This is a genomic window from Maribacter aquimaris (assembly GCF_014596745.1).
GTDB lineage: Bacteria > Bacteroidota > Bacteroidia > Flavobacteriales > Flavobacteriaceae > Maribacter_A > Maribacter_A aquimaris.
Window position 1 is genome coordinate 303797 of the sequence record NZ_JABTCF010000001.1, and the last position, 18694, is coordinate 322490.

Sequence of the window (18694 nt, forward strand, 5' to 3'; positions counted from 1 at the left end):
TCAAAATGAATAAAATATTTAAAACAATAGTTCTAATAGCAGGTGTCTTAAACTTCCCAATAGGTATTATGATGATTGTACAAGCAATCTCTAGTAAAACGGGCGAAGCCTTAATAACCAATTCGGTAGCAGGTGCTTTTATAATCTTCGCGGGAGCATCACTAATTTGGGCGATACAAGAAGTAAACACCAGAGCACCCATAATCCTTTGGAATGGTTTTGTGCGCTTATTTAACGTATTTCTAGTATCCTATGCCACAACGGTTGGGGATGTGCCACAAGAAATGATATACACTACGGGAATGGATTTAGTATTAGCAATTGTCTTCATAATTGGAAGTGTAAAAGTTACGGGAATACCATTTTCAAAATTAGTAATAGGAAAAACAAATTAATAAAAACTTAAAATCAAATACAATGAAAAATAATATAGAAGGTAAAGTAGTAGTAATTACAGGAGGAAGTAGTGGATTAGGAGAAGCTACAGCACGTTTTTTAGCAGAAAAAGGAGCAAAAATAGTTTTAGGTGCTCGTAGACTAAATAAATTAGAAGTAATTGCTGATGAAATAAGAAAAAGCGGAGGAGCAATTGAAGTTTTAAAAACAGACGTTACCAAAGCTAATGATGTAAAAGCATTAGTAAAAAAGGCAATTGACAGTTTTGGTAAAATAGATGTAATGATAAATAATGCAGGCATTATGCCATTAGCACCATTAGCTGCACTTAAAGTAGACGAATGGGACAGCATGATTGACGTAAATATCAAAGGAGTATTATACGGAATTGCAGCTGCATTACCAGAATTTCAGAAACAAAAATCAGGTCATTTTATAAATCTTGCTTCCGTAGCCGGATTAAATGTGAGCCCAGGTGGAGCCGTATATAGTGGGACTAAATTTGCCGTAAGAGCTATTAGTGAAGGCTTACGAAAAGAAGTAGGTAAGGACATTAGAACCACCATACTTACACCAGGTCTTATAGATTCTGAATTACAACTAGGAAGCTCAGACGAGGCTACTTCTCAGTTTGTACAACAAGTATATAAAGATGCTATTCCTGCTATTTCTATTGCTAAAGCAGTGGCTTATGCTATTGAGCAACCTGATGATGTAGATATTAATGAATTAGTAATTCGTCCTACGGTACAGGAATTTTAATAATATAAAATCTAGTATGAAAAAAACCTTAGTTATAGGAGCAAGTGGGCAAATAGGCAAAATGCTTGTTGAAAAATTGCTCCAAGAAGAAAATTCTGTAGTTGCCTTGGTTCGTAATGAACAGAAGGGGCAAGAACTTGAAAAACTAGGAGCAGAAATTGTAGTTGGAGACCTTGAAAATGATTTTGAACACGCTTTTAAAGATTGTGACAAAGTTGTATTTAGTGCAGGTTCTGGCGGTAATACAGGTTACGATAAAACACTTTTAATAGATTTATGGGCAGCAAAAAAAGCTGTTGATTATTCTTTAAAAAATAATATACAGCATTTTATTATGGTAAGTGGTCTGGGTGCTGGTGATCCTAACGAGTTTGTATCTGACTTAAAACCATATTTAGTAGCGAAGTATTTTGCCGATTATTATTTATTAGAAAGTGGTTTAGCGTATACGATTTTACGTCCTGGTAGTTTAATCAATGAAAAAGGAACGGGTTTAGTTAGAACTTCAAGATCTGAAATTTTTAAAGAGTTAGTCATTCCAAGAGAAGATGTAGCTCATGTAATTGCGTATTGTCTAGAAAATAACGACACAAAAGGCAAAACATATGAGCTATATAGCGGAAAAGAGTCTATTCGTGAATCTTTAAATTAATGAACCAATAATTCGTCCAACAGTACAAGATTTTTAGAATAGAAATGAAAAACTATCTTCAAGAAATAGAAATAATCACTTCTAAAGCAGGTGATACAGTTCCTTTACAAAGGAAAGCTTTTAATGCGGGCTTTAGTTTTAGCCTTTTAACTTTTGGTGAACAACTAGAGATATGGGATTTTATCTGGAAAAACACTCAAGATTACAGAACAGAAATGTTTTGTTTGTATTTCTTGGAGGAGCATATTAAAAATAAAGAAGATATACTTACCTCTTGGTCAACGATTAAATTATGGCAAGACAAAATTAATCGTTGGGAAACAAGTGATAGTATTTCAAAAATATACGCTCAATTGGTTGAATATGATGCAGAACTAATTATGCCAACGTATAAAAAATGGAATACATCTAAAAACCCATGGCATAGAAGACAAAGCATAGTAGGTTTACTTTATTATAGCGCACATAGAAAACACTATTTACCTTTTCAAGTACTTATAGATTTGGTAGCACCTTTAATTTCTGACAAAGCTTATTATGTGGAGAAAGGAGTAGGTTGGACACTTAGAGAAATAGGAAATATTTACCCAAAAGAGCAGGAAGAATTTCTTTTTGAAAATGCTACTAAAATTTGCGCTTATGGATATAGTGCAGGTACGGAAAAATGGGATAAAACAAAACGAGAAAAACTGAAGGAAATTAGAAAAGTGGGAAGAGTTTTAAACCGCAAAAGTTCAATTTCAAAATTTAATAAATAAAAAATATGACCAACAAAAAACAAATATCAGCAGCGTTTCCTTTTGAATCTAAATTTCAAGAAGTATTAGATTCTAAAATGCATTATGTAGATGAAGGAGATAAAAATTCAAAAGATACTTTTGTACTGCTACACGGTAATCCTACATCTAGTTATTTATGGCGTAATATTATTCCGTATGTAAGTCCGTTAGGTCGTGTAGTAGTTCCAGATCTTATTGGAATGGGCAAATCTGACAAACCAGATATAGACTATACATTAAAAGATCATATTGCTTATTTAGATGCTTTTATTGAAAAGTTAGAGCTAAAAAATATCATTCTAGTAATACAAGATTGGGGTTCTGGTTTAGGTTTCAATTATGCCAATCAGCATAGAGGAAATGTAAAAGGAATAGTGTTTTTTGAAGCTATGGTTCAAGTTTCTTATTGGAAAAATACGACTAAAGAGACCGAAACACTATTCAAGAAATTTCGTGACCCTGTAGAAGGACATGAAATGATCGTTAAAAACAACTTCTTTATTGAAGCTATGCTACCTATGATGGCAGGCAGAGAATTAACTAAAGAGGAAATGGACCATTACCGAGCTCCTTATTTGGAAGAAAAGAGTCGTAAACCACTGTTTATGTGGCCAGGTCAAATTTCGTTTGATGGTGTTCCAAAATTCACTACAGACATTGTTAATTCATATAATGAATACCACAAAAATTCAGACGTTCCTAAGTTGCTCTTTTTTGCAGAACCAGGACTCATAATTAATCGAAAATTAGGAGAACATATAGCTGAAACTTGGAAAAATGTTACTGCAGTAGATTTAGGTGAAGGAAAGCATTATCTACAAGAATCACATCCACACGAAATTGGAGAAGGTATTGTAGATTGGTATAAAAAAAATATTAAATAAATAAAAAGATGAAAATGAAAAATAATTTTAGTTTAAAACAGTTTATTGTAATCACACTAATAACTAGTATTTGGATACATATTGCAGAAATAGGAAGAGCTATGTTAGTGGCCTTCCCATTGATAGAAAAATTTATTGCGGGCAGAATACCAGTTGGTGCAATGGAAGTAAGTAATGCTTTGATTTGGGGAATTTGGGATACTTTATTGACTGCAGTTTTAGTATTTATATTTTGGCTTTGTTCCGTAGCTTTTGGGAATAACTTAAAGTCAATTATTATTTCTGGTACAACTACAGCTTTAGCAACCATAGGTATTTTCTGGATAGCCACTGTAAATACAGGCTTGGGAGCGTGGAGTGCGGCAGCTGTTATATTTCCTATCGCATGGGCTGAAATGATTATCGGCGCTTGGATAGCATCAAAATTGTATTCAAGAAACAAATAGAAATGGCTGTTTCAAGTTATTTTACACAGTTTGTTCTCGACCAACTATCGGTTTGGGGTAAAGTGTCTATCAATAAAATGTTTGGCTGTGTTGCATTGTATAAGGATAATTTTGCTTTTCATTTTTTGGCTTTGTGCAAAAGCTTTTGGCAACACTACTAAGGCTATTTTTATAAGTGCAACTGTAACAGCTTGGGCAACTATTGGCATATTTTGGATAGCAACTGTTAATACAGGTTTAGGAGAATGGTCTACAGGCTTTTTGGCGATACTATTTGCTTGGATTGGTCTCTTAATTGGTGCATTTATAGCCTCTAAGCTATATAAGACAGAACGTTGGGTTAGTAAGTAAAGTTTTATTTTGCTTATTTATTCTGAATTTTATCTAAAAAGGAGAATTCTAATAATGACCTTGGCCTCATAACCCCGAAGCTTCGGGGTGGTAAAACAATAAGGTGAAGTGAGCGTAAATATTTTAGGCTATCCAAATACAATGATCCAGTGGATGATTGTATTTGGATACAACACTTTACTAAATGTTAGTTTCAAATCGTATTTAACTAAAAATGTATTTTGGGTACATTTTCTTAACGCCAAATAGTCTAGAATATAGCGACTGAGCGCCACCGCGCCAGCTGGCTCCTTCGCTAAAAATGTACTTTGGGTACATTTTCTTTACGCTCGGCCCTGTTTCTTTTTTTATCAAGAGGGCATAAAATGAAATTATCCAGTGGATGATTTTATTTTATGAGCCAGGCGTTGCAGCGGACTTAACCATTAAGAAAATAAGGCCAACGCATCAGCTGGCCCAAAATTTCAGAGATACTTAATCTCTAAAATTTATATCCTATTTTACATAATATTAGAAACACCTAAAGTAAAACTTCAAACAGAGGATAGTGGTAGCAAGTGCTAAGAATTTTGCTCGGTTTGCCAGCGCTTCATCTCGCTCATATTTTAAAAGGTCTACCAGACCTTCCAAAATACTGCCGTGCGGCAAGCTGACGAGAATGCTGTAGAAAAAAATCTTGCACACATTTCCTCGAATACGAGAATTTCAAATGAATCTAAAAGTTTTGCTTTTTTTGGTCCTTCGACTGCGCTCAGGATAAACTATGGCAAGCGATGGAAATCCGGTGGATGATTTTATTTGGCGGCGAGATGGCGCAGCTGGGAAACGCTGCGCAGCAAATCGCTTATTAGTTTCATGACCCAAGTTCCAATTATTCTTATGAAAACGAATTGCTTCTAGGATATTTTATATAATGCAATTATAGCTGTCTAATATGAACCAACATTTCAGTAAAACGGCTTTTACATACGTGACAAAAGGAATTAGCCCGTGGCTGATTGTTTTTGGCGGCGGGTTGATGCGGCTGCGACGATATAGAACACTGGCGTGTTGCTATATCTACAATTATATCAAATACGTGGTATACGCCGTTTTATGCATTCCCAGCCGCACAGGTCTCGCCGCCAATCTAAAAAGTCTACTAGACTTTCTAGATTGTCACGTGTACTATAATTTATATTATGTAAAATAGGATATTTAAAGAGGTGTACAACCACCCTTTATCGAATATCCCTGCATCTTATCCCAAATGTCCCTTTTCAAACTCCCCGACTGATCCTGATCAGTTCATCCCAAAGAATTACAAGATAAATTAGTTTCCTAAAACGTGATACAATGAAATACACAAGTTCCCCCTTTGTGCTCATTTGGGCATTGATGTTCCTTTTCCTGGGTTGTAACAATGATGATGTCAAGGAAGCCGTCATCCTACAAAGTGTTGCATATCCCATATATGATATCTCAAATTCAGGCATCTCCGGTACGGCTACCTTTACCCAAGAGGACAATGGTTCCACACACGTATTGATCGAACTCGAAGGCGCCTATACCTCCGAAAACCCGGCTTACATCCGGTTTAACAGTGCCGCTGAAGGCGGTACGGTGGCCTTTACCCTTAAAAACTGTGAATGTGCCATTAGCAATTCCACCATTACCCATTTGGATAACGGAAACGCCATTAGCTATGAAGGTTTGATTAGCTTGGACGGACATATTACCATTCATGGTGGTGTTGGCTATAACGCCCCTATCGTGGCCGTAGCAGACATTGGTTCCAATGCAAAACCAAGTTCAACGTCCCTATAACAGATTTTGAAAATAGTCTAGGCTTTTATTTCAGCCTATTAAAAGGATACAAATTCCGCTTAACGATCCGTATTATTCCTATCGTAAATTTATTCCAAAGGAATATCTGGTTTTGCCATTTTCGAGGCTTCCTTTGGAAAAATATCCTTGAATATTCGCAAAATCGGTTCGATAAAAAGCGTTTTATCCTACTAAAAACTGCTCTACGTCGGAATTTTCACCCTTTTGGTAGAAAAGCCATTTCCAAATACAATATCATATCAACCAATTTCTAATTTTGGAGGGAATAAACAACACTTAAGAAATATGAAAATTAAAAGTTCCCTCTCTGTATTAGCTTTGCTATGTGTAATGGTTTTTACTGGTTGTAAAAAAGATGACGTTGAAAAAGCCGTTATCCTCAATAGCGTAGAATACCAAATTTATGATGTATCCGATTCTGGTGTTTCCGGTACGGCTACCTTTACCCAGGAAGACAATGGTTCAACCCACGTATTGATCGAATTGGATGGAGCCAATACCTCTACCAATCCTGCTTATATACGATATAACAGTGCCGCTGAAAGTGGTGATGTCGCCATTACCCTTTCCGTTTGCGAATGTGCTATCAGTAATACCACGATTACAACATTGAACAATGGCAATACCATTACGTACGAAGGACTGGTTGCCTTGAACGGACATATCACCATACATGATGCCAACGGTAACATTGTAGCCGTTGCTGATATAGGAGCTAATTCAAACTAATCACATATACAATAAACCAAAAAAAGCCCTGACGCAACCGTCAGGGCTTTTTTTATACTCGAACATCATCATACTCAATGATGAACGTATTTTGTCCTGGCCTCCTCCATATACGCTTCCACGCCCCGTTTCAAGGCATTGAATTCCGAATATTGTTCTTGTACCTTTTCATAATATCTTTTTGTCGGATACTTATCCTCCCTTATGGACAGGATAATGGCCCTATTGACCTCGCCAAGGGTATCCAATCTGTTTCGCAGTGATTCTATCCGCTTAAAATCCGTATAGGTTTGCGGTTCGCAACTGTAGGAATTCAAATAATTACGTAATTGACCTACGTCCTGTAAATTACGTTCCAATCGATGGATCAATGCATTTGCGCTGGGCTCAAGACCTGTTGAACCCCTGGTATTTAATAATGTTCTCATAGGATTTGATTTATGGGGTTAAACAAAAACTATTCTATTCCATTAAATTACGAAATTATACCCACCCTTATCGATTCCAAATTCCTTATTATCAATATTTAACGGTAATTTAGTATTCCCTTAAAATAACTTTAGCATAAGGCATGAAAAAACCGGATCAAGAACAGTTTCTGGGTATTTATATTCATGCAAATAATCGAGTTAACCTAAATAGGAAGAATCCTGTATTTCTAACGCCTCTGAACGGGGTGCTAAAGAAGAAAGGACCCATTTTCAATTTCGTTTTAAATCAAGTGGTTTCCGCATTGGGCGGGGGAAGCCGTCCATAGCGATAGCGCATAAGACCTTGTCATTTCGACAGAGCGAGGAACAAGCGACGAGAAATCCCATACCCCTATGCTAGTGCGATTCCTCTTCGTACCTCATTCGGAATGACAGGCTGACTTTAAAAAGAATGTCAGTCTTGTAAATCAATATTTCCATTGGTTTCAGTAAGTTAATCGTAAACTTTCCCGGCCTATTTTCAATTTCGTTTTAAATCCAGTGATTTCCGCATTGGGCGGTGTGGCCCAGGGGGTTTACTTGCTTTTCCCAATATAGATCTCAGTAAAATGGCCAGGCTGTAGCTGGCTCCTCTAAACCACGGTATACCATACCTTGGTTTTTCGGCCCTGTTTCTTTTTTATTCATCGGCTTGTCTATTGTTATTTAACGGTATTCATGAATGCTATGCATTTGAGGCAATACAAAAAAGAACAGAACACAAACTCCGGGATAGTTTATACTTTCTTTTTCCAATTCACACCCAACTTTTGGGATTGACCAAAAAAACCTCCATATGATTGGAGGTTTTTTACAATGTAGTTTGGTTAAAAGGTTTATTATTCCTCTTCAACAAAATCAATATCGGCCATAGCCTTGTTCATCTCATTGGAGAACGGATTTTTGCTGAGTACTTTCAAAAGTCTTTCCCTACGTCGTTCAGAAATATCCAATGTATCCAAAATCCGCTTCCGGAGCGCAATGGTATTTTCGCGTTTTTCCTTTAGTTGCTTCCGTTCTGCAACACTAAGCACCAAATCAGGTTCATACATTTCCATAATCGTATGCTTTTTCACTTCTTGGGCCGATGGCTTGTACTCCTGTGCCATAAGAAGGTTGGTCCCCAATACAAAAAACAGGAAACCCACCACAGTTAATGTGTTTTTTTTCATTTCGTAAGTAATAGCGTCTACCGAACAAGATAGTGAAAATATGATTCACCTCCCTTTCGCCTAAGCTTTTATCGAGTAAATAGGTCCTTAGGTCGGTATAATCCCCTATATCCAGACCTTGTAAGTATCATACGACACGGACAACGGGTTGTACTTCCTCTTGTACGGCATAAAAAAACCGATATAACCCCTACCCTTTCGAATACGATTATATCGGTGTGACTACCTTACTTAAATGATAAGGTCCTTAGGGCTGTAACTTCGCCTTGGCCTTAAGGTATTTTTTGAGTTGCCCCTTGGAAAGCATGGCTGCCATATCCTCATTCTCTTGGGAGGTCAATTGTTTGAGCATTACGACCTTATCCGATTCCGAAATATTCAGTTTCCCTACTTTCGATTTTTTTACCATATAACCGGTAAGGGTTTGTTCAAAGTCCGCCAATTGGTCGGCCTCCAACCCCAATTCCGCCGTATACTTTTTTGTCAATTCCTTGGCCTTGGCCTTGATCAAGGCATCCCCATCCTGTAATATGGTATTGGCGCTACCTATTTGTGCCAATAACAATGCACTAAAAAGCAAAATAAATTTTCTCATGGTTTGTGATTTTTATTTGATATCGTTTATCCTAAATGTCTTTATATATCGTGAAAAGGTATAAAAAAAACGGATGACCGTGGTGGCAAATCCACCAATTTATGAATCAATTACAATTTTCAGGCCAAAAGTGGATAACTGCCAAAAGGTTTGTTACCGGATATCAAAAATACTGCTTAACTTCGGGGCTTTAAATTTGAGAAATATGTTGGTTTGGATCCTGTTTATTGCTTTGGTAATCGTTTTTTTAGCCCTCGACCTTGGTGTTTTCCACAAAACGGAGCATGTTATAAAAAGTAAGGAAGCTGGCTTATGGACAGCCGTTTGGGTTACCGTGGCACTAAGTTTCAGCGGGGTCATCTATTGGTTGTTTTCTTCTGGTATGGTTGAAAACCCTACCGGCCTCACCCCCAACAATGCGGTACTGAAATATATTACAGGCTATCTTATTGAATTGTCCCTCAGCATCGATAATGTTTTTGTGATCGCCGTCATCTTCCAAGCTTTCAAGATTCCGGCCCTTTACCAACACCGGGTGCTGTTCTGGGGTATTCTTGGGGCAATCATCTTTCGTGGACTTATGATCCTCTTTGGAGTGGCCCTGATAACCAAATTTGATTGGATCATTTATGTTTTCGGGGTTTTCCTACTGTACACGGCCTTTAAAATGTTGAAATCCGATGAATCCCATTTCGATCCCAAAAAATCCTGGGTATTCCGACAGATAAAAAAGATATATCCAATAACCTCTACGATCAACAACCATGATTTCTTCGTTAAACGAATGGGCATCAATGCGGCCACTCCCCTATTTGTGGCCTTGATCATTATTGAGTTGACCGACGTGCTATTTGCGCTGGACAGTATTCCCGCGATTTTGGCGATCACAGCAGATCCCTTTATCGTCTTCAGTTCCAATATATTGGCCATACTGGGATTGCGATCCATGTATTTCCTGATCTCCAGGATGCTGGAAAAATTCAGGTATATCAACTACAGCCTTGTCGTGATCTTGGCTTTTGTCGGACTCAAAATGCTGTTCTCACACAATATTGAATTGCCTGAATGGGTTTCCTTAACGGTGATATCGGTTTCCTTGGTTGCCGGTATCATTGCCTCTTTGGCCATACCGGAAAAAAAGAAATAAAAAAATCCCGACACCAAAATGTCGGGATTTTTTTTAAGGGTTATGCTTTGACCCTACTTAATTTCCGGTTTTCTGTTGGGCCTCTTCCTTGAGTTCCTCACTGGCCACAATAGCCAATTCTACCCTACGGTTTTTGGCTTTACCCTCTGTAGTGGCGTTATCGGCCTTCGGTTGGTTCTCCCCATACCATTTAACCGTGAAGCGTTCCGGACTGATTCCCTGTGAAATCAAGTAGTTCGTTACTGATTCGGCCCGTTGTTGTGACAATTTCATATTGTAATCCTCTGGTCCGGCACTATCGGTATGCCCTTCAACAAGGATATTACTTTTAGGATATTCCTTGAAAATACCGGCCAATTTATCCAATGTGGTTGCTGATGTTCCCTTTACATAGGATTTATTGGTGTCAAAATAAACACCGGCATCCTCAGTGAAGGTCACATTGATGCCCTCTCCCACACGGGTCACCTCTGCACCGGGTATTTCTTCCTCAATACGTTCGGCCTGGCGATCCATACGGTCTCCGATATAACCACCGGCTACACCACCGACCACGGCTCCGATGATGGCCCCTAAGGCCGTATTGTTCCCTTTACCGATGTTGTTTCCCAAAACTCCTCCGATTACGGCACCTCCACTGGCACCTATAACAGCTCCTTTTTGCTTTTTATTGGCATTTTGGGTAACGCTACATCCTGTAATCAACACCATACATAATAGTACGTAAACACTCTTTCTTGCTAAAATTTTCATTTGTTTTAATTTATTTTTTCCGTTGGATGAATTGGGGCAAAACCATAATCCCTTATAGTGCTAGAATAGCTTTGTCCCTTATATTATTTTTATTTCTTGGTAAAATTATAAACGATGGTCACTTGTTCCCCATCAACTTGATTGTTCGATTTCAAGATCATATTGGTTGGGGTCAATGTGTCTATATTCAAACGATACCCCAGTCCACCATCAATATCCTTGTTTTTGGCATCAATGAACTTAAACTGTAATTGGCTGGCGTAATTTTCTTCCCGATCGACCACCGACCATCGAATGTAACGGTCCCCACCATTACAAAGACTTGAAGGCGCTATGGTATATCGCCCCGTACTGTTGTTATCCCTAAAAAACCAATTACTGCCCTCAAAACAGATATCCTGGGCATCATTGAAAATAATGGAAGAGAAGTTACCGGTGTTGTTCTCATAGGAAACGTCTTCCAGGATCCATGTACCACTTAAAAGATTTCTTTTTTCACGCGCTGCCTTTGATACAGAACAGGATGTCATCAACAATCCCACTATCCCTATCAATACTACTATTTTTTTCATGTTACTATTTTTGGGTTACAGCATATATATACGTTTCCAAAAAGATCTTGGATGTATTTTTTGAAGGAATTTTTGACCCAATCGATAAATTTTATTGTCCATGACGTTCTCTGGAATCAATACGCCAACAACTGCAATAAGGCACTTTCGAACCGACCTCTGGACAAGTAATTGTCTTCCAAGGTCTTGGCAAACGGAATCGGTGTTTCCAAACTGGCCACCCGTTTTACGGGAGCATCGAGATACTCGAAACAATTTTCCATCACCAAGGCTGAAATATCACTGGCAATACCCCCAAAGAGACTATCTTCCTGAAGAATGATGAGTTTCCCCGTCTTTTTCACCGAATCATACACCGCATCTATGTCCAAAGGTTGCAACGAACGCAAATCAATGACATCCGCTTGGATATTCGTATTGTTTTCCAAGGTTTCCAAGACCCAATGTACGCCCGCCCCATAACTGACGATACTGATATCATTTCCTTCCTTCAAAAGACTGGCCTTACCTAACGGTAAGGTGTAGTAATCCTTGGGCACATCCTGATATACTCTTCGGTATAATCCTTTGTGTTCAAAAAACAATACTGGATTTGGATCGTTTATGGCCGTAGCCAACAAACCTTTGGCATCATAAGGGAAAGCGGGATATACCACTTTCAATCCCGGGGTTTTCGTAAACCAAGCCTCATTGGTCTGGGAATGGAAAGGTCCCGCAGCCATCCCTCCGCCACAAGGCATGCGAATGACCACATCGGCGTTTTCCGACCAGCGATAATGCGCCTTGGCCAGATAATTTACAATAGGATTAAACCCTGAACTCACAAAATCGGCAAATTGCATTTCCATGACGGCTTTCATTCCGTGGATTGAGAGTCCCATGGCCGCAGAAACAATGGCCGACTCACAAATGGGGGTATTTCGGACCCGTTCTTTTCCAAATGCTTCCACAAATCCATCGGTAATCTTGAACACCCCTCCATATTCGGCCACATCCTGCCCCATGATAACGAGATCCTCATGTCGTTCCATCGATAGCCTTAGTCCGTCAGAAATGGCATCCACCAAACGGATGTTCTTGATGTCCGGCCCCGGCCCTACTTCCTTATATTCAAAATCCTTATAGACATTGCGTATTTCAGTAAAGGTATCCGGAACAACTTCCTGTTCGGTAAAAGCCTTTTTCAAGTGTTCATCTATTTCAGCAATTAGCTGTTTTTTATACACTACGTCCTGCGCTTCGGTAAGAATGTTTTCATCCCGCAAATACGCTGAATAGTTTTCCAAGGGATCCTTTGCCGCCCAGCGATCCATTAATTCCTGGGGTACATATTTGGTGCCACTGGCCTCTTCATGGCCCCGCATGCGAAAGGTCTTGAACTCCACCAACACAGGCCGTGGATTTTCCCGCATACTTTTACATAGGGAATCGATTTTGGTATACACTTCCAAGATGTTGTTCCCATCAATGATATGCGATTCCATGCCATACCCTTTGCCTTTATCGGCCAAATGCTCGCACTTGAATTGTTCAGAAGTAGGTGTTGATAGTCCATACCCATTGTTCTCCACACAGAATAATACGGGCAACCCCCATACCGCGGCCACGTTCAGGGCTTCATGGAAATCGCCTTCACTTGTGGCACCCTCCCCGGTAAACACTGCGGTTACCTCCTTTTTTCCCTGTAAAAGTCCGGCCAAGGCAATGCCATCCGCCACCCCCAATTGAGGCCCTAGATGCGAGATCATACCCACTATCTTATACGCTTGGGTACCAAAATGGAAACTGCGGTCGCGTCCGTTGGTAAAGCCATTGGCCTTGCCCTGCCATTGTGAAAAAAGTCGGTACAAAGGAATGTCACGGGTGGTAAACACCCCTAAATTCCGATGCATGGGTAGTATATATTCCTCCGTGGCCATAGCTGTGGCCACCCCTACTGCGATAGCTTCCTGCCCTATACCACTGAACCACTTGGATATCTTGCCTTGCCGTAATAAAATAAGCATTTTCTCCTCGATCATACGAGGTTTCAACATCGAGGTATAAAGCCTCAACCTCAAATCATTATCAAGATCGTATTTACCGTAATCCATGCGTTATAGTATAATCACCATAAATGTAACAAAAAAGATAGGAGAGGCATTAAAAAGCGCCTCCGTTTCAATTGAACATTAATTTGTAATTTTGATTTCAGTTAAAAATACAACTATGGATATGATACCCAGTGTGGACTTGAAGGATTTTGTTTCTGGTGATCCCCAAAGAAAACAGAAATTCATTACCGAAATAGGAAATGCCTTTGAGGAGATTGGCTTTGTGGCCTTGAGCGGACATTTTCTTTCGGATATGTTGGTCAAGGACCTATACAAAGAGGTTAAGAACTTTTTTGACCTACCACAGGAAATCAAGGATAAATATGAAATCGAAGGTATTGGCGGACAACGTGGGTACACTTCTTTCGGAAAGGAACACGCCAAGGGTAAAAAGGAGGGTGACTTAAAGGAATTCTGGCATTTCGGCCAATATGTGGTGGACAATCCAAAATTGGAGGCCGAATATCCGGCCAATATCATGGTCACTGAATTGGAAAGATTCAATAGCGTAGGCAAAGAGACCTATAAGATGCTTGAAAAGACCGCAAAATATGTCCTACGCGCCCTAGCCCTGCATTTGGGGCTGGACGAATATTACTTTGATAAGTTCATCTTGAACGGTAACTCCATTCTAAGGCCTATCCATTATCCGCCCATTACCTCAGAACCCAAAAATGCCGTTAGGGCTGCCGCCCATGGCGACATCAACCTGATAACCTTATTAATGGGTGCCCATGGTCGTGGCCTACAGGTCAAGAACCATGAAGGGGAATGGATCGATGCCATCGCCAAACCGGACCAATTGATGATCAATGTTGGGGATATGTTATCACGCCATACCAATAATAAATTGAAATCGACCATACACCAAGTGGTGAACCCACCCAAGGAATTATGGGGTACCTCGCGATATTCCATTCCGTTCTTTATGCATCCCATTAGCGAAATGCCCTTAAATTGCCTGGAGCATTGTATCGATGCGGAACACCCGAAACAATTCGAGGACATTACCGCCGGGGAATTCCTTCATGAAAGGTTGATTGAATTGGGATTGATAAAAAAATAGTTTATGGATTTAAGTGACCAGCTCAAGAACCTTTTCCCAGAACACGAACCCTCCGAAAATAAACCCGAGACACCCACATCGGATATATGGATGCAGGAGGCCCCTATTCTATGCAAATACGAGAAACGCAAGGGTAAACCCATTACCATCTTGGAAGGGTATACCGGTGCGGATACCGATTTTAAGAAGTTGACCAAGGAGTTAAAAACGAAATTAAGCGTTGGGGGCACCTATAAAAATGAACGAATCATCATTCAGGGGGATTACCGGGATAAGATCATGCAAATACTTCAAGATAAAGGATTTAAAGTGAAACGTGTCGGAGGGTAACCCCACCCAAAAAGCAACTTGATTTTTAAGGGTTGCGTAGTTTACTGTTAATTTTTTTTGTAATTTTCAATTATATATTACTTTTATTCGCCAAAACCAAAAAGAAACCTAAAGATGAGTTCCCTATTACATATAACCAATGGTGATAGCTTGACCGATAGGTTGAGGTCCCTGAATTTAAAAGGAGATATAATCACATGGCGCGAAATGCTATGTGAAGGTAAGACGTTGACCACTGTGGGAAGCGAAACTTTTTGGAAAACCAGATTCGAATTCCTTAACAAGAATTATAAGGTTTCAAAATCCTGGTTTATTGAAAAGACCTTAAAGGAATACCGCTCCCTCTGTAACCACAAGCAACAGGATGAGATTGTGCTCTGGTTCGAATACGACCTGTTCTGTCAAATAAACATGTTGGCTGTTATTAGCTGGTTAAAGACCCACCGTAAATATGCCAAAATCTCATTGGTGAGCTGTGGCAAGGAGGACAAGACCGATAAAATGTACGGTTTCGATGAGTTGAAGAATGATTACATCATGGACCTTTTTGAGAAAAGGGTCGAATTAAAACAGGATGATATCGAATATGCCGACTATGTTTGGCAATTATACTGTAGCGACAACCCGATACGCTTGGAAAATCTTTCCGATTTTGACAATTACAGGTTCGACTACCTTTCCGGAGCTATAACGGCCCACCTAAAAAGGTTCCCGACCATTAAAAACGGTCTGAACGAATTGGAAAACCATATTTTGGAATTGTCGGTCGACAAAAAACCCAAATCGAAGAAAGAACTCTTAACGACAGTCATCTCAGACCAAGGATTATACGGTTTTGGAGACACCCAGATCGATCGCATCATCACCACGTTAAAACCCTTATACCACTCCTTCAACCCCGTCCGCTTAACAAAAAAAGGAAAAGAAATACTAGAGGCACAAACCAGTTATTACGCCTGCATTCAAGATAATGATGCGTATTTGGGAGGCGCCCTAAAATACAATTACCTTTACAACACTGAATCTGACAGAATTCTAAAATTATAACATGTTAGAAGCTTCCGAGCTCATCCTAAATGCTGATAACAGCATCTACCACCTTAATTTATTACCAGAAGACCTATCGGATACCATTATAATCGTGGGCGATCAAAATCGTGTAGCACAGGTATCCAAGCATTTCGACATTATTGAGGTCAAAAAAGAAAAACGGGAGTTCATCACCCATACCGGAAGATTGAAAGGTAAACGACTCACCGTACTATCCACGGGAATAGGAACGGACAATATCGATATTGTCCTGAACGAACTGGATGCCTTGGCCAATATCGACTTTGATTCAAGGAAAATCAAAAAGGAATTCAAGCAACTGAAGATTGTACGTATCGGAACATCGGGAGCCGTTCAAAAAGACATTCCGGTGGATTCCTATGTATTGAGCGATTACGCCCTAGGTTTCGATGGGGTGTTACACTTCTACGAAAATGAAGGTCTATGCGATGACGAATTTTCGAAAGCCTTTGTAGAACACACCAACTGGTCAAACAAAAAACCTTGGCCCTATCTCGTCAAATGTGATGAAACCTTACGGGAAAGACTGCGTTCAAATCGTATACGATATGGTGTAACAGGTACTAATTCAGGTTTTTACGGACCTCAAGGCCGTAAATTACGTTTAAACCTGCAAGATGATACCCTAAATGACAAAATAACCTCTTTCAAGTATAAGGACTTGAAGATCACCAACCTCGAAATGGAATCTTCGGCTATTTACGGACTGAGCAAGTTACTGGGACACCAAGCGGTCTCCCTAAATTGTATCATCGCCAATAGGGTTTTGGGTGAATTTTCCGAGAATCCACGAAAAACCATAAATGGTTTGATCAAGTATACCTTGGACAAGTTGACCGAGTAACCAACAGGTCATTTTATTGGGGAGCTACAACTGAAATCCCCAAAAGATAATATCTTTGAAAAGAAAGGATATCTTTCGCTATAATTATTGTATTTCATAGCCATTTAAAATGAAAAAAGTAAAGATCATCGGTGTTCCCGAACATTTCAACATGCCCTGGCACTTAGCCATCGAAGAAGAGGCCTTTGAGGAACGGGGAATTGACCTTGAATGGACCGATATACCTGAAGGCACAGGCAAAATGTGCCAAATGCTCGAAAACCAGGAAACCGATTTGGCCATTATCCTGACCGAAGGACTCGTTAAAAGCATTACCGAGGGTAATCCCGCAAAGATCGTTCAGGAATATATTGCCACCCCATTGCAATGGGGAATCCATGTAGGGGCAAAAAGCACCTACACGTCCATCAAAGCGCTTAAAAACACCAAAACGGCCATTAGTAGGTTTGGCAGCGGAAGTCATCTTATGGCATACGTACATGCCCAAGATGAAGGCTGGGACACGGATAAACTACAATTTGAGGTCATCAACAACCTCGATGGTGCCGTGGAAGCCTTAACAAAGGGTACCGCTGATTATTTTATGTGGGAACACTTTACCACCAAACCCTTGGTAGACCAGCAAGTATTCCGAAGATTGGGCGATTGCCCCACCCCTTGGCCTTGCTTCGTCATTGCCGCTACCGATAGTTTTATACAGGAAAATGCTTCCACCCTAGCGCATATTCTGGAAATCATAAACATCTATACGGACGACTTTAAAAAAATACCGAGCATTGACCGAACCTTGGCCAACCGCTATGAACAAAAACTTGAGGACATTCAGGAATGGCTGTCCATGACACGATGGAGTCAATCCCAATTAAAACCCCAAACGGTTGAAAAGGTACAGGACACTTTGATGGACTTAAAATTAATAGTGAAACAAAAGCCATATACCGACATCACCTTCTCCAAAGGGTAGCCATTATCCTTGGATACACCTAAATACCACGATTGGAAATTTGCGGAATAGTATGCTTTCTTCATTAAGGCCATCCAGCGGATCGGTGCAGTAATACGCACTATCGTTCAAATCAATCCCTTAACGAAAACCCATGGCGACCTTCATCTTCCCAAACAACGCTATAAACATTACATTATTTTCTCAATAATCTAAAATAGAGTGTTTTAAGTATATTACTTAAAGCTTTAGTTTTATTTTATGGCTATGAATTTTATACTATTTTTAATATTTTGGGTCTTGACATTACGGTTATCCCATTCTAATTTTGTGGTGGAAACTTAACGGTTCATTGATTTAAACCTTTTGTAATTATGAAAGCCAGTACCTTTTCATTAGCAAGATTTTTGATTGTATTGATTTTTCTTTTTCTTACCCCTTCCCTCTTTGCACAAACCTTATATGCCTTGAAAATAGATCGGAAGATTCGATTCAAGGCAGCGGACATAACGGCCAAATATCAACCTAGATTGGTCATGGGTCCTGAACAGGCTTTGGACTTTCAATCAACCGTGGCCCGTTTTTTAGTGAAGAAAAAAGCCGTGGAAGAGGATCAAACCCTTTCCCCAATGGCCAAATATGAATTATTGAAACAACTATCGAGTCGTGAAACCTCAGCAATGGCCGATGTACTGGAGTCCTATCGTTGGCAAGAATACATGCGCATCAAAAGTGAGATCCAACCCATACCTAAACCCGAGAAGGCCATAACGCTGGAGGATGCCATTGTCATTCATTGACAGTACCCCAAC

At 39.7% G+C, this 18694-nt stretch carries 21 protein-coding genes; 15 read left to right on the forward strand and 6 right to left on the reverse strand.

Features of this window, described 5'->3' with window-relative positions; genetic code table 11:
* The first annotated feature begins 5 nt into the window (after positions 1-5).
* From HPE56_RS01305 to HPE56_RS01340, 8 genes are all read left to right on the forward strand, one after another.
* Positions 6-395, forward strand: coding sequence for a hypothetical protein (locus HPE56_RS01305; protein ID WP_188241963.1), 390 nt, complete (start codon positions 6-8; stop codon positions 393-395).
* Positions 396-417: 22 nt separating this feature from the next.
* Positions 418-1158: an SDR family oxidoreductase gene (locus HPE56_RS01310; protein WP_188241964.1), complete on the forward strand. Its 741-nt coding sequence runs from the start codon at positions 418-420 to the stop codon at positions 1156-1158.
* A 16-nt stretch (positions 1159-1174) separates the two neighbouring features.
* On the forward strand, positions 1175-1810 hold the full coding sequence (locus tag HPE56_RS01315) for an SDR family oxidoreductase (protein WP_188241965.1): 636 nt from the start codon (positions 1175-1177) through the stop codon (positions 1808-1810).
* Positions 1811-1854: 44 nt separating this feature from the next.
* Positions 1855-2568: a DNA alkylation repair protein gene (locus HPE56_RS01320; RefSeq protein ID WP_188241966.1), complete on the forward strand. Its 714-nt coding sequence runs from the start codon at positions 1855-1857 to the stop codon at positions 2566-2568.
* Positions 2569-2573: 5 nt separating this feature from the next.
* Complete coding sequence (locus tag HPE56_RS01325; RefSeq protein ID WP_188241967.1) at positions 2574-3473, forward strand: haloalkane dehalogenase; 900 nt, start codon at positions 2574-2576, stop codon at positions 3471-3473.
* Between the two features lie 14 nt (positions 3474-3487).
* Entirely contained in the window at positions 3488-3919 is a 432-nt protein-coding gene (locus tag HPE56_RS01330) for a hypothetical protein (protein WP_188241968.1), read from the forward strand.
* A 1686-nt stretch (positions 3920-5605) separates the two neighbouring features.
* Positions 5606-6076, forward strand: a complete 471-nt coding sequence (locus HPE56_RS01335; protein WP_188241969.1) for a hypothetical protein — start codon at positions 5606-5608, stop codon at positions 6074-6076.
* 306 nt (positions 6077-6382) lie between these two features.
* On the forward strand, positions 6383-6826 hold the full coding sequence (locus HPE56_RS01340; protein ID WP_188241970.1) for a hypothetical protein: 444 nt from the start codon (positions 6383-6385) through the stop codon (positions 6824-6826).
* Between the two features lie 74 nt (positions 6827-6900).
* Here HPE56_RS01340 and HPE56_RS01345 read toward each other — a convergent pair whose 3' ends face one another.
* The 3 genes from HPE56_RS01345 to HPE56_RS01355 form a co-directional block, all read right to left on the reverse strand.
* Positions 6901-7254: a hypothetical protein gene (locus HPE56_RS01345; RefSeq protein ID WP_188241971.1), complete on the reverse strand. Its 354-nt coding sequence runs from the start codon at positions 7252-7254 to the stop codon at positions 6901-6903.
* Positions 7255-8135: 881 nt separating this feature from the next.
* Positions 8136-8468 carry a hypothetical protein gene (locus HPE56_RS01350; RefSeq protein WP_188241972.1) on the reverse strand — a complete coding sequence of 111 codons (333 nt, stop codon included), beginning with the start codon at positions 8466-8468 and terminating at the stop codon, positions 8136-8138.
* 247 nt (positions 8469-8715) lie between these two features.
* The gene (locus HPE56_RS01355; RefSeq protein WP_188241973.1) at positions 8716-9063 is read right to left on the reverse strand and encodes a hypothetical protein; all 348 of its coding nucleotides are present in this window, start codon (positions 9061-9063) and stop codon (positions 8716-8718) included.
* Between the two features lie 205 nt (positions 9064-9268).
* Here HPE56_RS01355 and HPE56_RS01360 point away from each other — a divergent pair, with 205 nt between their 5' ends.
* Positions 9269-10210, forward strand: a complete 942-nt coding sequence (locus HPE56_RS01360) for a TerC family protein (RefSeq protein ID WP_188241974.1) — start codon at positions 9269-9271, stop codon at positions 10208-10210.
* A gap of 57 nt (positions 10211-10267) precedes the next feature.
* On the opposite strand, the gene HPE56_RS01365 is transcribed toward HPE56_RS01360, so the two are convergent.
* The 3 genes from HPE56_RS01365 to HPE56_RS01375 form a co-directional block, all read right to left on the reverse strand.
* On the reverse strand, positions 10268-10963 hold the full coding sequence (locus HPE56_RS01365) for an OmpA family protein (protein WP_223170136.1): 696 nt from the start codon (positions 10961-10963) through the stop codon (positions 10268-10270).
* 89 nt (positions 10964-11052) lie between these two features.
* Positions 11053-11535: a lipocalin family protein gene (locus HPE56_RS01370; RefSeq protein WP_188241975.1), complete on the reverse strand. Its 483-nt coding sequence runs from the start codon at positions 11533-11535 to the stop codon at positions 11053-11055.
* A gap of 116 nt (positions 11536-11651) precedes the next feature.
* Complete coding sequence (locus HPE56_RS01375) at positions 11652-13628, reverse strand: alpha-ketoacid dehydrogenase subunit alpha/beta (RefSeq protein WP_188241976.1); 1977 nt, start codon at positions 13626-13628, stop codon at positions 11652-11654.
* A gap of 115 nt (positions 13629-13743) precedes the next feature.
* Between HPE56_RS01375 and HPE56_RS01380 the strand changes: the two genes are divergently transcribed.
* The 6 genes from HPE56_RS01380 (at position 13744) to HPE56_RS01405 (ending at position 18682) form a co-directional block, all read left to right on the forward strand.
* Positions 13744-14694, forward strand: coding sequence for an isopenicillin N synthase family dioxygenase (locus tag HPE56_RS01380; RefSeq protein ID WP_188241977.1), 951 nt, complete (start codon positions 13744-13746; stop codon positions 14692-14694).
* Positions 14695-14697: 3 nt separating this feature from the next.
* Complete coding sequence (locus HPE56_RS01385; RefSeq protein WP_188241978.1) at positions 14698-15024, forward strand: translation initiation factor; 327 nt, start codon at positions 14698-14700, stop codon at positions 15022-15024.
* A gap of 114 nt (positions 15025-15138) precedes the next feature.
* Entirely contained in the window at positions 15139-16071 is a 933-nt protein-coding gene (locus tag HPE56_RS01390) for a DUF1835 domain-containing protein (protein WP_188241979.1), read from the forward strand.
* Position 16072: 1 nt separating this feature from the next.
* On the forward strand, positions 16073-16939 hold the full coding sequence (locus HPE56_RS01395) for a nucleoside phosphorylase (protein WP_188241980.1): 867 nt from the start codon (positions 16073-16075) through the stop codon (positions 16937-16939).
* Positions 16940-17048: 109 nt separating this feature from the next.
* Positions 17049-17903 (forward strand): substrate-binding domain-containing protein, encoded by an 855-nt coding sequence (locus HPE56_RS01400; protein WP_188241981.1) that lies wholly within the window; start codon positions 17049-17051, stop codon positions 17901-17903.
* 353 nt (positions 17904-18256) lie between these two features.
* Positions 18257-18682, forward strand: coding sequence for a hypothetical protein (locus HPE56_RS01405; RefSeq protein WP_188241982.1), 426 nt, complete (start codon positions 18257-18259; stop codon positions 18680-18682).
* Positions 18683-18694 lie beyond the last annotated feature (12 nt).